Origin of the sequence: Providencia xihuensis, from assembly GCF_041953405.1 — a bacterium.
Lineage (GTDB): Bacteria > Pseudomonadota > Gammaproteobacteria > Enterobacterales > Enterobacteriaceae > Providencia > Providencia vermicola.
The window spans coordinates 2,431,086-2,443,768 of sequence record NZ_CP169565.1 but is presented as its reverse complement, the minus strand read 5'-3'; the positions used below and the strand labels follow the sequence as shown (position 1 = coordinate 2,443,768).

General features: G+C 39.1%; 15 protein-coding genes. 7 read left to right on the top strand and 8 right to left on the bottom strand.

Features of this window, described 5'->3' with window-relative positions:
• Positions 1-91: 91 nt before the first annotated feature.
• The 4 genes from ACE2AL_RS10885 to ACE2AL_RS10870 all read right to left on the bottom strand — a co-directional run bounded on the left by ACE2AL_RS10885 (position 92) and on the right by ACE2AL_RS10870 (position 3,039).
• Positions 92-631, bottom strand: coding sequence for an NADAR family protein (locus tag ACE2AL_RS10885; protein WP_375083494.1), 540 nt, complete (start codon positions 629-631; stop codon positions 92-94).
• 102 nt (positions 632-733) lie between these two features.
• Positions 734-1,456: an amino acid ABC transporter ATP-binding protein gene (locus tag ACE2AL_RS10880; RefSeq protein ID WP_206084273.1), complete on the bottom strand. Its 723-nt coding sequence runs from the start codon at positions 1,454-1,456 to the stop codon at positions 734-736.
• Positions 1,443-2,207: an amino acid ABC transporter permease gene (locus ACE2AL_RS10875; RefSeq protein WP_206084275.1), complete on the bottom strand. Its 765-nt coding sequence runs from the start codon at positions 2,205-2,207 to the stop codon at positions 1,443-1,445. The genes ACE2AL_RS10880 and ACE2AL_RS10875 overlap by 14 nt, the downstream gene beginning before the upstream one ends.
• A gap of 64 nt (positions 2,208-2,271) precedes the next feature.
• Positions 2,272-3,039 (bottom strand): basic amino acid ABC transporter substrate-binding protein, encoded by a 768-nt coding sequence (locus ACE2AL_RS10870; protein WP_206084277.1) that lies wholly within the window; start codon positions 3,037-3,039, stop codon positions 2,272-2,274.
• Between the two features lie 314 nt (positions 3,040-3,353).
• Here ACE2AL_RS10870 and ACE2AL_RS10865 point away from each other — a divergent pair, with 314 nt between their 5' ends.
• From ACE2AL_RS10865 to ACE2AL_RS10840, 6 genes are all read left to right on the top strand, one after another.
• Complete coding sequence (locus tag ACE2AL_RS10865) at positions 3,354-4,262, top strand: AEC family transporter (RefSeq protein WP_272680926.1); 909 nt, start codon at positions 3,354-3,356, stop codon at positions 4,260-4,262.
• An 82-nt stretch (positions 4,263-4,344) separates the two neighbouring features.
• Positions 4,345-5,805, top strand: coding sequence for an AMP nucleosidase (locus ACE2AL_RS10860; protein ID WP_371007212.1), 1,461 nt, complete (start codon positions 4,345-4,347; stop codon positions 5,803-5,805).
• On the top strand, positions 5,786-6,361 hold the full coding sequence (locus tag ACE2AL_RS10855) for a GNAT family N-acetyltransferase (RefSeq protein WP_206084283.1): 576 nt from the start codon (positions 5,786-5,788) through the stop codon (positions 6,359-6,361). Before ACE2AL_RS10860 ends, ACE2AL_RS10855 begins: the two co-directional genes overlap by 20 nt.
• Positions 6,362-6,381: 20 nt before the next feature.
• Positions 6,382-6,798, top strand: a complete 417-nt coding sequence (locus ACE2AL_RS10850; RefSeq protein ID WP_375083493.1) for a helix-turn-helix domain-containing protein — start codon at positions 6,382-6,384, stop codon at positions 6,796-6,798.
• A 109-nt stretch (positions 6,799-6,907) separates the two neighbouring features.
• Positions 6,908-7,867: an acetyl-CoA carboxylase carboxyl transferase subunit alpha gene (gene accA / locus ACE2AL_RS10845; RefSeq protein ID WP_206084287.1), complete on the top strand. Its 960-nt coding sequence runs from the start codon at positions 6,908-6,910 to the stop codon at positions 7,865-7,867.
• A 21-nt stretch (positions 7,868-7,888) separates the two neighbouring features.
• Positions 7,889-8,803: a LysR family transcriptional regulator gene (locus ACE2AL_RS10840; RefSeq protein WP_272573631.1), complete on the top strand. Its 915-nt coding sequence runs from the start codon at positions 7,889-7,891 to the stop codon at positions 8,801-8,803.
• 95 nt (positions 8,804-8,898) lie between these two features.
• On the opposite strand, the gene ACE2AL_RS10835 is transcribed toward ACE2AL_RS10840, so the two are convergent.
• From ACE2AL_RS10835 to ACE2AL_RS10820, 4 genes are all read right to left on the bottom strand, one after another.
• Positions 8,899-9,366 carry a DUF1456 family protein gene (locus tag ACE2AL_RS10835; RefSeq protein WP_206084291.1) on the bottom strand — a complete coding sequence of 156 codons (468 nt, stop codon included), beginning with the start codon at positions 9,364-9,366 and terminating at the stop codon, positions 8,899-8,901.
• A 182-nt stretch (positions 9,367-9,548) separates the two neighbouring features.
• A complete protein-coding gene (locus ACE2AL_RS10830; protein ID WP_206084293.1) occupies positions 9,549-9,863 on the bottom strand; it encodes an AzlD domain-containing protein in 315 nt (104 codons plus the stop codon).
• Positions 9,860-10,561: an AzlC family ABC transporter permease gene (locus tag ACE2AL_RS10825; RefSeq protein ID WP_206084295.1), complete on the bottom strand. Its 702-nt coding sequence runs from the start codon at positions 10,559-10,561 to the stop codon at positions 9,860-9,862. Before ACE2AL_RS10825 ends, ACE2AL_RS10830 begins: the two co-directional genes overlap by 4 nt.
• A gap of 91 nt (positions 10,562-10,652) precedes the next feature.
• The gene (locus ACE2AL_RS10820; RefSeq protein WP_206084296.1) at positions 10,653-11,474 is read right to left on the bottom strand and encodes an AraC family transcriptional regulator; all 822 of its coding nucleotides are present in this window, start codon (positions 11,472-11,474) and stop codon (positions 10,653-10,655) included.
• Positions 11,475-11,978: 504 nt separating this feature from the next.
• On the opposite strand from ACE2AL_RS10820, the gene leuE reads away from it, so the two are divergent.
• Positions 11,979-12,620 (top strand): leucine efflux protein LeuE, encoded by a 642-nt coding sequence (leuE, locus tag ACE2AL_RS10815; protein ID WP_272516286.1) that lies wholly within the window; start codon positions 11,979-11,981, stop codon positions 12,618-12,620.
• Positions 12,621-12,683: the final 63 nt, after the last annotated feature.

Genomic DNA, 12,683 nt, shown 5'->3' with positions numbered 1-12,683 from the left:
GTAGCATATCCTACATTTCAGTGACTGACTGACCCGTTGTTTGATAACAACGGGCTTTTTAGTGGAGTGGGATTAAGTGCAAAAAATATGTTTAACTTGCAAGTTGGGAGCGAACTTCCATTAAAGCAAAACCTAAAAGATTTAATCCTTTCCACGTGAGTGGATTTTCGATATTTTCTGCATCTTCGGCAAGGCCTATTCCCCATATCTTATCAACAGGGCTGGCTTCAACTAATACGCGCTCGTTGGTTGAAAGTAAAAATGTTTTAAGTTGTTCGTTTTGGCTAAACTTGGCCATATTCGCGGCAACAATAATTTCGAAACGTTTATCATTCCAAACATCTTGTTTAAATCCACGAACCTCGCGACCAAACGCTTTTGCTGCTCCTGGGTTAGGCGCATGAATGATTTTTCCTAACGTTTCAATATCACCAAATAAACGTGCTTTTTCTGCCATCATAAAATGCTCTGCACTTGCGAATCGGTGCCCATCGACAATAAACGGTGAAGGGTACCACTGACTAAAGCAGCTTTTCGTGACTTGATTTTGTTTGGTTTGGTGCCCCCAGAAAAAAACATATTTGAATTTTTTCCCTGAGCGGTAATGCTTACAAAGGCTTTTAATATCCATAGGTTAAGTTTAATTATATAAGAATAATATTCTTAGCATACGGAGAAAAAAGGAATTGAGCTATCAGAAAAGCCTGCTTATGTTGATAAGCAGGCGGGGTAATTAGAGAACTTTGCTTAAAAACTCTGCAGTACGAGGGTTTTTAGGTGCTGAAAATAGTTGTTCAGGAGGACCTTCTTCTTGAATGATGCCTTGGTCAATAAACATAACGCGATCCGCAACCTCACGGGCAAAGCCCATTTCATGTGTGACAATAACCATCGTCATACCTTCAGTTGCTAACGTTTTCATAACAGACAATACTTCACCAACTAACTCGGGATCCAGTGCTGAAGTCGGTTCATCAAATAATAAAATAGACGGCTGCATTGCTAATGCTCGTGCAATGGCAACACGTTGTTGCTGCCCACCAGAAAGGCTTGCAGGCCACGCATCAATTTTATCTAATAGGCCAACTTTGACTAAAAGCTGCTCAGCTTGTTTTAACGCTTGCTCTTTTTTTAAACCTTTAACGAGTGTCGGAGCCATCATCAAATTTTCAAGCACTGTCATATGTGGAAATAAATTAAAGCGTTGAAAAACCATACCAACATTTTCACGCATTTTATTGAGATCTGTTTTTGGGTCATGAACATCAAATCCATTGACTTTGATTTCACCGCCGTCAGGGCGTTCCAGTGCGTTTAAACAACGTAAAAAAGTACTTTTCCCTGAGCCAGAAGGACCAATAACACAGATAACTTCTTGCGGATGGATCTCACAAGAGATTCCGCGTAAAACATGGGTATCCCCAAATTTTTTTTGTAAATCATTAACGTAAATCACTTCTGCCCAACCTTCTTTCCATATATTGCACTAACTGAGCGAGTATAAATGTCAGCATCCAATAAATTATTGATATTGTTAAGTAGGGTTCCCAGTATGTGGCATATGCCCCAGAAACAGTTCGCGCAGCATAGGCGAGATCGGCCAAACCAATTGCGGAAGCAAGTGATGAATCTTTGACAATAGCAATCGCGTTATTACCTAAAGGAGGTAGAATTCGGCGGAAAGCTTGCGGAAGAATGACCTTACGCATTGTTTTTGCCCAACTCATTCCTAACGCCCGCGAGGCTTCCATTTGCCCTTTATCAATTGATTGAATGCCTGCACGAAAAATCTCAGAAACATAAGCCCCTGAATTTAAAGTAATAGCAATGACACAAGATAAAAATGCACCATAGTCAGAACGTAGCATTTTGGCGGTATCAACGGACATTAACCCTGATGTAACGAACAACCCATCACGCGGATTAATAAATAATGGAACCAATGCAAAATGAACAACCATTATTTGTACAAATAATGGTGTACCACGAAAGGCGCTAACATAAAAACGCACGGGCCATTGTACGAAATAGCGTAAAATGGGTTTCCAAATCCCTTGTTCCGCTTTGGCCGTTCTCCCCAGCCCAAGCGTGAGCCCCCACAAAGAGCCTAAAATAACGCAAATAATGGTGGCCTTTATGGTCATTAATGCGCCTTCAGCAAATAGTGGGGCGTACTCTTCAATTATTTCCCAACGAAACGCAGACATCTTAATTTCACCCTGATTTATAACGAGAAAAAGCCACCTAAAGATGGCTTTAAATTAAATAAAGCTATTGTTTTGGTAATTGCGGAACATTTGCATCAAACCATTTTTGGTAGATTTGGTTATAAGTGCCATTTTCAAGGATGGTATTTAAACCATTATTAATCTTTTGTTGTAATTCACTATTTCCCTTAGCAACCGCAATACCGAAATATTGTTTTTCAAAATGGTTATCGTAGATTAATTTAAATTTTTTCTCTGGGTGAGTTTTGATGTAATACTTAATGACACCAACGTCACCAACTGCTGCGTCAATGCCGTCTTCATACAGTTCTTGCAACAATAAAGGTGTATTATCGAAACGTTTAATTGATGTGCTGTTTTTACCAATTACATCGGAGACCACAATATCCCCTGTACTGGAATTAACAACACCAACGTTTAAATCTTTTAAGCTATTTAAATCGGTAACATTGGAAGACTCACCGATCACGATAGCTTGTTCAGCAGGAAAATAAGGATTGGAAAAATCAACCATATTTTTGCGTTTGTCTGTGATAGTTATCCCTGAAATTAAAATATCTCTATCCCCTGAGGATAAAGTGGCAAAAATACCTTCCCATGGTGTGTTAACCAGTTTGACGTCAAAACCTTCTGCATCAGCAATGGCTTTAATAATATCAATATCAAAACCTTCCAATTGTTTTTGGCTATTTTCAAACTCAAATGGTCGATATGTTCCACCAGCACCTACGGTATAACTGTCTTTTGCGTAAACATTCCCTGCGAATGCAGCCAGTGTCATACAACCAGCAAAAACGAGCTTTTTAAACATTTTAAACCTCTTTAATTATGCATTTATAGTGAATAAAAATACATAAAATTAATCAGGCAAGCAAATAGTATTTCAAAATTAAGGTTGGATAATGTCATTTGCTGATTTACTGATGCACGGTCGACCTTGAATCTGGCTAAAATACGAACAAAAGAGTAAAGGGGAGATACGCTGTATGATATTTTTGTTAAACCAATCATAAAATCGGAAGGATATGGTTAATGAGGGCTTTTTTTACCTATCCGTTACAAAAAATTAACGTTAAACTCTGGAGTAACTTCTTATAATGGACTGATATAAAAAGATAAATCATAATGAGTAAAATATTGTTAGTGCTCTGGCCACTATTTGCATTGATTGCGATAGGCTTTATATTAAGACGTACTCGGTTATTTTCGCCTGATTTTTGGCCTGGAGCCGAAAAACTCAACTATTTTATTTTATTTCCCGCCTTATTAATTAATAGCTTAGCAAGTGCTCCTTTAAATAATCCTAAGTTAGCTTATTTAGGTAGTGCGATCCTCTGCATTTTAGCGATAAGTTCATTATTAGTGCTGATAAGTAAATATTTATGCAAAATAACTGTCCCTCGATTTGGTGCGCATATTCAAGGGATCACGCGTTTTAATACTTATTTAGGCTTAGCTATTGTGGCCGATTTATTTGGTAAAGAGGGGGTTGCCGTTGCCGCAGTTATTATGGCAATTTTAGTGCCAAGCTGTAATGTTATCGCGGTGCTGGCGTTATCTTCAGGGAAAAAAGTGTCAGTAAAACAACTCTTATTACCCATCATTAAAAACCCGTTAATACTCTCTTGTGTTATCGGAATTTTGTTAAATTTATCGCCTGTGGGGCTACCTTTTGGTTCTGAACAATTATTAAAATTACTCGCAGCAGCAAGTTTACCATTGGGATTGATTTGTATTGGTGGTGCGCTGCAAACAACAACACTGCGTAAAGAATTCAAACCAATCATACTATCAACATTATTACGCTTGCTTGCTATGCCTGTATTAACGTTAATAATGGCTAAATTGTTTTCTTTGCCAAACTTAGAAACGATTTTATTGGTGATATTTTTTGCCATCCCTACTGCACCAACGGCCTATATTTTGACTCGTCAGTTGAATGGTGATAGCCAATTAATGGCTGGGATCATTACATTGCAAACTATTATCGCCGTGTTCACCTTGCCTATAGTTTTATCATTCGTCATGCATTAATGGTGATATGTTTTGCAACTGTCACATTGATACTCTATGTTATCGGGAGATTACTTCATCTGATTAGGAGTTGTGTGTGTCTTTGGAAAAATGCCAGAAAAATGAAAACTTATCTATTGAAGATGTTTTGGATAAACTTTCGTTGTTATATTCAAATGCCATTCAATCATTAAGAGATGCCATTGCTGTTTATGTCACAAAAGGGCAGATACCAAATACAGACGAGAGAGAAAATGGGTTATTTGCTTACCCTGAGCTTTGTGTGACGTGGGAAGGAAAAATTGATCACTGTGAAAAAACCCGTGCCTATGCACGCTTTGTAAAAAAAGGAAATTATTCCATCACTGTGACTCAACCAGAGTTATTTCGCCATTATTTAACGGAACAACTTTCTATTTTACAGCAAGATTATGATGTATCTTTTGCAGTTCGTCCGTCTAAGACGGAAATTCCATATCCGTTTGTAATTGATGGCTCGGATTTAGTCCTTGATAGAAGTATGAGTGGTAGCCTTGCCGCTCATTTTCCGATAACAGATTTAGCCCATATCAGTGATGATATTACCGATGGCTTATATACCGTTTCGGAAGAAATGCCTTTATCGCATTTCGATGCGTTACGTGTAGACTTTTCACTTGCACGCCTTAAACATTATACTGGTACGCCACCAGAGCATGTGCAACCGTATATATTATTTACCAATTATAACCGTTATGTGGATGAGTTTGTCAGTTGGGCTTGTGAGCAAATCCGTGATCCTGAGAGCCGTTATATTGCGTTGTCTTGTGTTGGTAATAACTACCTGACGGTTGAAAATGCGGATCCACAAATTGCTATTTCAGACATGACGTGGAAAAAATTCCAAATGCCTGCATATCATCTGATTGCACGAGATGGCTCAGGAATAACATTAGTGAATATTGGTGTTGGCCCATCAAATGCAAAAAACATTTGTGATCACTTAGCGGTATTAAGACCACACGCATGGTTAATGATTGGTCATTGTGGAGGGTTAAGGGAAAGCCAAAATATTGGTGATTACGTTCTTGCGCATGCTTATTTACGTGATGACCATATTTTGGATGATGTATTACCGCCAGATATTCCTATTCCGAGCATCGCAGAAGTTCAACGAGCACTTTATGATGCGACTAAACAAGTCAGTAATATGCCTGGCGAATTGGTTAAGCAACGTTTACGTACTGGAACTGTGGTGACGACAGACGATAGAAACTGGGAGCTGCGTTTCTTTGCTACAGCAAGGCGCTTTAGTCTGAGCCGTGCAGTTGCTGTTGATATGGAAAGCGCAACCATAGCTGCACAAGGTTATCGTTTTAGAGTACCTTATGGTACGCTTTTGTGTGTGTCAGATAAGCCATTACATGGGGAAATTAAATTACCAGGCCAAGCGAATAGCTTTTATGAAGGGGCTATCTCAGAACACTTACAAATAGGTATTCGTGCTATTGATTTATTACATCAAGAAGGGGATAAATTACATTCTCGGAAGTTAAGAACCTTTGATGAACCCCCATTTAGATAGCAAGGAGATGCAATCTATGGCTTTAATACCTGAAATAGAAACAGAAAGACTGATTTTATCGAAACACCAAGTCAGTGATTTCCCCGCGTTGACAAAACTGTGGGCGACAGAATCCATGGTACGCTATATCGGCGGTATGCCGTCAACCGAACGAGAATCATGGATGAGAATGCTAGCCTATGGTGGGTTATGGCCATTGTTGGGTTTTGGTTACTGGGCGGTAAGGGAAAAAGCAACAGGGCAGTATGTTGGTGACCTTGGGTTTGCGGACTTTCATCGAATGGTTGAGCCGCAAATAAAAGGAATTCCCGAAGCAGGTTGGGTCATTGCACCAGAATTTCAAGGCAAAGGCTATGCAACCGAGGCGATGCAAGCGGCGCTGAGTTGGTTAAAAGCGCAAAATAAGTATCAGCAAACGATTTGTTTTATTGAGCCGAGAAACTTACCGTCATTACGCGTTGCCGAGAAATTAGGCTATGTTATTGATCGTGAAATATTTATGAATGGCAATATTACTGTGCTATTACGGCAGAAGCTAACGCCTACAATGTTATAATATTAACGGGTTATCGTTCTATGCATGATGAATTAGATATTTCACAAGTGAGTCAACTGTCAGGTTTAGCGGCCTCAACGCTTCGTTACTACGAAGAGAAGGGGTTAATTAAACCGATTGGCAGAAAAGGCTTAAAGCGTATTTATCATGGCAAAGATGTGATAACCCGTTTATCTCTGATAAGTTTAGGGCAGCAGGCTAAGTTTACACTCGATGAAATTGCGGCAATGCTTAATCACCAAGATGGCCCCAATATAGAGAGAGCCAGCCTGATGGCTAAAGCTGAAGAAATTGAACAGACGATCCAAAATTTATTGGCGTTAAAAGATGGCATTATTCATATAGCTAATTGCCCAGAAGAGAACCATTTTTTATGTCCAAACTTTCAAAAAATCCTGAATAACAGCCTAAAATTAAACCATATCAAGCATAAATAACCCATCAATTATCCCATATTTGATATTAATTAATCCCAAATTCAATCATAGAATGGGATAGAATAACCCTTTACACTCTTAAAATTGTGTTAATGATTTTAAGGTCTGTATGTCTACTCATTTTTTGGCTTTTGAAAAACCGATAGTTGAACTTAATGACAAAATAGAAGCACTGGTTGCCTTCAAGCAACAGGGGCATCCTAGCGAAATTAAGCTTGAAGAAGAAATCAAACTGTTAGAAAAAAAGTCTCACTCATTGACGAAAACCATTTTTTCTTCTCTTGGTGCATGGGAAATCGTACAGTTAGCAAGGCACCCATTAAGACCATATCCCCTTGATTATATTTCTTTAATTTTTACTGAGTTTCAGGAGTTGGCGGGAGATCGCGCATTTGCTGATGATAAAGCGCTGGTGGGAGGCTTGGCGCGTATTGCAGGGCGTCCTGTCATGGTTTTAGGCCAACAAAAAGGACGAACAACCAAAGAGAAAGTGATGCGTAATTTTGGTATGCCATCACCTGAAGGTTACCGTAAAGCGTTACGCTTAATGCAAATGGCGGAACGTTTTAAATTACCTGTTATTACACTGATAGACTCAGCGGGTGCGTACCCTGGCGTAGGCGCTGAAGAGCGTGGACAGGCCGAGGCTATCGCAAAGAATATATTAGAAATGTCCCGCTTAAAAACGCCAATTATTTGTGTTGTCACGGGGGAAGGTTGTTCGGGTGGCGCGCTAGGAATTGGTGTTGGTGACAGAATTAATATGCTTGAATACAGTACGTATGCTGCAATTTCCCCCGAAGGTTGTGCATCAATTTTGTGGAAAGACGCTCAAAAAGCGCAAGTTGCGGCTGAAGTTATGGGAATGACTGCCTCTCGATTAAAAGAATTAGGCATTATCGATACGATTATTCCTGAGCCATTAGGGGGGGCGCACCGAAACTATCAGTTAGCAGCTGAACATTTAAAACAGCAATTGATAGCAGATTTAGCTGCACTAACTCGACTCGATACGGATGCTTTATTATCAGAGCGTTACCAAAAAATCATGGCATTTGGTTACTGCTAGTGTTATTAGTTTAGGCCAATCATGTTGAATGAAAAGGAAGTATGCACGGTGGTTGACCTAAATTTATTAAAGGTTTTTATTGCGGTTGTAACGCAAGGTAACTTTATTAATGCTGCAAAGCAGCTTTCGATGCCATCATCCAATGTGAGTCGACAAATTAAGCAATTAGAAGAACAGCTAAATTGCCGTTTGATTGAGCGAACAACAAGGCAGATGCGATTAACGGAAGCGGGTAACATTCTGTTTGAGCAAAGCCAAAAATTAGTGGGTGAACTGGATGATATTGTCCAACAAATTAGTCACCCTCAAGGGATTACAGGTACCTTACGCCTTACTATTCCGAGTGAAGCAGGCAGTGTATTATTAGCAGATTTATTAGCAAAGTTTGCATTACTGCATCCGCAACTCAATATCTATTGTGACACACAATTAATGCCCCGAGACGTCATTAGTGATGACATTGATTTATTACTGACTTTTCACCGTGGAGAGCTTGAGGATAGCAGCTACCACTCAAGATTAGTGAAATCTTGGCAAAGTGTGGTCGTCGCATCCCCTGAGCTGATTCATAAATTTGGTAAACCGAAAACCATCGCTGATTTAGTGAAGTTACCTTGTATTTCAAGCCTTAGTGCCTTACAAGGTCAGCCTTGGATTTTTATTGATTCTCAAGGCAAGCAACGCACAGCGATGATAAATAGCCCATATCGGGTGAATAGTGGGGTACTCGCTCATGCAGCCGCGGTGAGTGGTGTTGGTTTTGCTATTTTATCGTTAGAAGCTTGTCATCAACAAATTCAATCGGGTCAATTAGACATTGTTCAATTGGAAGGGCTAAACCCTGCACCTATCGAGTTAAGAGCAGTCTACGCAAGCCGAAGTGTGCTATCCCCAAAAATAGACCTATTTTTAAACTATTTGCTACAAAATATTTAATCTGAACGCTATAGATGATGGTGTTAATAGGGCAAGGCTATTTGGTATTTACCTCATGTGCTTTAGGCAAATACCAGAGCAGAGTAAAATATGTGTTATTTATCGCCACGTAAGCGTGTGGTTAGGCCTTTAAGGAAATAACGCAGAAGTTGATCCCCACATTCACGGTAGTTTTTATGTCCAGGTTTACGGAAAACAGCATTAAGCTCAGGTTTTGATACTCGAAAGTCTGCCAATTGGTAAATTTCAATCATATCAGTATCTTTTAGTTCGAAAGCGACCCGTAGTTTTTTGAGAATAATATTGTTATTTAGACGGCTTTCTATTTCTGGTGCAGGGCGGTCTTCATCTTTACCACGACGATGATAAATTAAGCCATTTAAAAAGTGCGCGGTTACGTTATCGTTACATTCAACATATTCAGGCTCACTATCTTTTTTGAGCCAGCATACCATTTCTTCTTTCGTCACGTCTAAATCTGCAAGTTTTACGATTTTGACCATTTGAGCATCGCTCAAGTCCAACATATAGCGAACACTGCGTAAAACATAATTATTAAGCATGGTTGTTTATTATCCATTATTGATAGAATTAATTGGCGCAATTGAAAAGCCAATGGATCACAGACTTTCATAAAGAAAGGGAGCAATTGAATAGGGTCGTATTGCGACGAAGTCGGCTATTATGCGGGATTAGTGGAATAAAGCAAAGTGTTGTCACCTGACTTTACTCCTATTGAACGGTATTAACCCATGAAATAAATCAGAGAATAAAAAAATACAAGGGTCAATCCTACAGTTAACAGCATATTTTTCAGCAATGATGCGATGACAACACAGAATACAGCACCCCACAAATATGGGTTATCGGGAAAGTCCCTGAGCTCATGGTTTTCTAATAAAATAACAGGTGCGCAAATCGCCGTTAACAAGCAAGGTGCTGAGTAACCTAATGCTTGGCGAACAATCAAAGGTAACCGAAGTGGTAGCTGCGGGATTAAAAATACATAACGCAATGTAAAAATAACGGCGGTTAGCGTGATAATCAAAAGCCAGATCATTTTTCCTCCTTCAATACGCGCGAAACGATGACCGAGACAAACATTCCACCGACACCTGCAATGACAATCGCGCTACTGATGGAGTACATGGATAAGGTTATGGCTACGACGAGTGAGAAAATGACGCCACATAGCGTGCTGATTTTTTTCGTCAAAGGTACAACAATCGCAAGGAGTGTCGCTACAACAGAGAAATCAAGGTGTAAGCGACTTAGGTCTCCAACAATATTCGCCATTGCAATGCCACAAAGGCTGGTGATTAACCAAACAAGATAAAAGCTAAACCCTGCGCCAAATAGGTAAGGGAAACTCAAACTTTGACGTTTCGCCGCGCTGATTGCAAACAGCTCATCGGTGAGAAGAAAGCCAATACTGAGCCTTTGAGGGGTTGTAAAATCTTTCACTTGAGGACGTAACGTCAGCCCATACAGTAAATGTTGAGATGTAATAAAGAACACCGAAATCACAATCGTGATAAAACCGGTGCCTGAATTGAGTAATCCGAGGGTGACTAGTTGGGCTGCACCTGCAAAAACCATCGCTGACATTGCAACACTTTGCCAAAAATCTAACCCTGTTTCTACGGCCATTGAGCCCGCGAGTACTCCCCAAGGGATCACAGCAAGGTTAAGAGGTGCGGAATGAGCCGCGCCATCCATCATGGCTTTTTGCCAGCTGCGACTTTGCTTTGAATCCATGTTAACTAATACCTGTTGAAATAATGCTTATGTAACGTGCCATTCATATTAAGGATATGAATTGGCGGCAGATAGAATAAAATTGCTCTTTTTAAGTAATTAGATGACGCACAAAATTACCTGGTGTGACGCCTAATGACTGTTTAAAGTGGCGTGTAAAATGGCTTTGATCAGAAAAACCACATAAATTCGAAACATCAGCAGGGGTGTTTCCCGCTAATAACAGTTTTTTGGCTTTATGTAGACGCGCTTGAACCAAAAAAACATGGGGCGTTGTGCCTGTTTGCAGCTTAAATTGTCTTAGAAAATGCCATTGACTGAATCCCGCTATTTGGGCTAATTCAGCTAAAGAATGTTCTTGCTCACAGGTATTTATCATCAATTCGCAAATTTGTTCTATACGCTGTTTTGCAGGGGTAATTTTAGCTAACTCGGTTTTAGTCTGGTTATAGCGTAACGTTAACCAACTTAATGTAGAGAGCAGTAAGGTTTCTTTAAACAGTAAGTTTCCAGGTTGCAATAACAAGCTGAAAAGTAACCGTAACTGAGCAGCCAGTCCTGTATCTTGCACGACCGCACAAGGAAACCAAGGCACTAGTCCTTGATTTTCAATTTTTAAGTCGGTGGTGAGCTGCGAAAACATGTCAGGGGTAGGGTAGATTGCCTGATATGACCAACCATTTTCCATTGCAGACGAACCCGTGTGTATTTCATCTGCATTGACCAAAATGATATCGCCTTTTGGTGCGTAATGGTTTTCACCTGTACGAAAGAATTGCTGAGCACCATCTTCAATAACGCCAATACAGAAACCTTCGTGGCTATGGCGAGAAAATTTTTGTTGATGATATCGAGCATTTATCATTTCAAGGCCATTGAGCTCTTGCAAATGAAAGTAGTTAGCGCTTTCCATGTGATCCCTAAAGCTGATTAAATATAAAGTACTTCTTGTTTTAATTATCCGAGATTCGTTAATTAAATGTGAGCGTAATATATTTATTACAATAGCCAAAAAAACATCTAGGCTAAATTAATATTGTTATCTATAGCCATTTTCAGGGTATTAATACGTTTCTATGTTATAACGCGAAATGAGAATCAAATCACTATCAACATTCCCAAGTTAAAACCTCCATGTAATTCCAATTTAACATTAATATATGGTATATAATCCTGATTGGTGAGGTGTTTTTAGTTTGCTTCTGGTTTAATGGTTGCAATTGAACTATAACTCTAAAATTAAGGTGTGAAACTTATTAATTCAACTGGATTGATTATTTATATTGAAATATAAACCTATATTTTGATGTGTTAAGCAGTGATATCTTTTATAAAAAAATAAAACCTGTATCATAATCTCTATCAGAAATTAATGTGAATTTTTTGTTATAACTTTTATTGAGTTAGCGGGTTTCCTATGCTTGAAAATCTCGGTATTACAAACTTATGGACTTATCTTATCGGTGTTATTTTTATTACACTGGTACCAGGCCCTAATTCTTTATTTGTTTTAACTAGCAGTGCAAAATATGGCGTAAAAAATGGTTACAAAGCAGCGCTAGGGGTATTTACAGGGGATGCAATACTGATATTCCTATCTTTCCTAGGGGTTGCTTCATTGGTCAAAACATCGCCAATCTTTTTTAGTGTAATTAAATACGCAGGTGCGGCTTATTTATTTTATTTAGGAATAAAAACACTTTACAGCGTATTACACAAAAAAGAAGGTGTGCATGATGTTGATAGTATTATTTTAGAGACGAAAGGAACTTATAAAAAAGCGGTCTTTTTAAGTCTTCTAAACCCTAAAATGATCATTTTCTATGTGTCATTTTTTATACAATTTATTGACCCTGCATACCCAAATGCAGGTGTGCCATTCTTCGTCCTTGGTGTGATTTTAGAAATGTGCAGTATGATTTATTTATCATTGTTGATTTTCGGCGCAGTAGCCGTGACGAATATGGTAAAACACAATAAGAAACTGTCAAAATTCTCCAATAGCTGTATTGGGGCAGTGTTCTTAATGTTTGGGGCTAAATTAGCGTTAACAGCCTAAAAGAGAACGTACTGAAATATCACCCTGTGATTCAATAGCCAGCTAAATGTGCTGGCTATTTTG

Bases quoted from the DNA above. Each gene is read 5' to 3' on its own strand.
- ACE2AL_RS10885 (WP_375083494.1), bottom strand. From the start codon at position 631: ATGGATATTAAAAGCCTTTGTAAGCATTACCGCTCAGGGAAAAAATTC.
- ACE2AL_RS10875 (WP_206084275.1), bottom strand. From the start codon at position 2,207: ATGTCTGCGTTTCGTTGGGAAATAATTGAAGAGTACGCCCCACTATTT.
- ACE2AL_RS10870 (WP_206084277.1), bottom strand. From the start codon at position 3,039: ATGTTTAAAAAGCTCGTTTTTGCTGGTTGTATGACACTGGCTGCATTC.
- ACE2AL_RS10865 (WP_272680926.1), top strand. From the start codon at position 3,354: ATGAGTAAAATATTGTTAGTGCTCTGGCCACTATTTGCATTGATTGCG.
- ACE2AL_RS10855 (WP_206084283.1), top strand. From the start codon at position 5,786: ATGAACCCCCATTTAGATAGCAAGGAGATGCAATCTATGGCTTTAATA.
- ACE2AL_RS10850 (WP_375083493.1), top strand. From the start codon at position 6,382: ATGCATGATGAATTAGATATTTCACAAGTGAGTCAACTGTCAGGTTTA.
- accA (WP_206084287.1), top strand. From the start codon at position 6,908: ATGTCTACTCATTTTTTGGCTTTTGAAAAACCGATAGTTGAACTTAAT.
- ACE2AL_RS10840 (WP_272573631.1), top strand. From the start codon at position 7,889: ATGTTGAATGAAAAGGAAGTATGCACGGTGGTTGACCTAAATTTATTA.
- ACE2AL_RS10835 (WP_206084291.1), bottom strand. From the start codon at position 9,366: ATGCTTAATAATTATGTTTTACGCAGTGTTCGCTATATGTTGGACTTG.
- ACE2AL_RS10830 (WP_206084293.1), bottom strand. From the start codon at position 9,863: ATGATCTGGCTTTTGATTATCACGCTAACCGCCGTTATTTTTACATTG.
- ACE2AL_RS10825 (WP_206084295.1), bottom strand. From the start codon at position 10,561: ATGGATTCAAAGCAAAGTCGCAGCTGGCAAAAAGCCATGATGGATGGC.
- ACE2AL_RS10820 (WP_206084296.1), bottom strand. From the start codon at position 11,474: ATGGAAAGCGCTAACTACTTTCATTTGCAAGAGCTCAATGGCCTTGAA.
- leuE (WP_272516286.1), top strand. From the start codon at position 11,979: ATGCTTGAAAATCTCGGTATTACAAACTTATGGACTTATCTTATCGGT.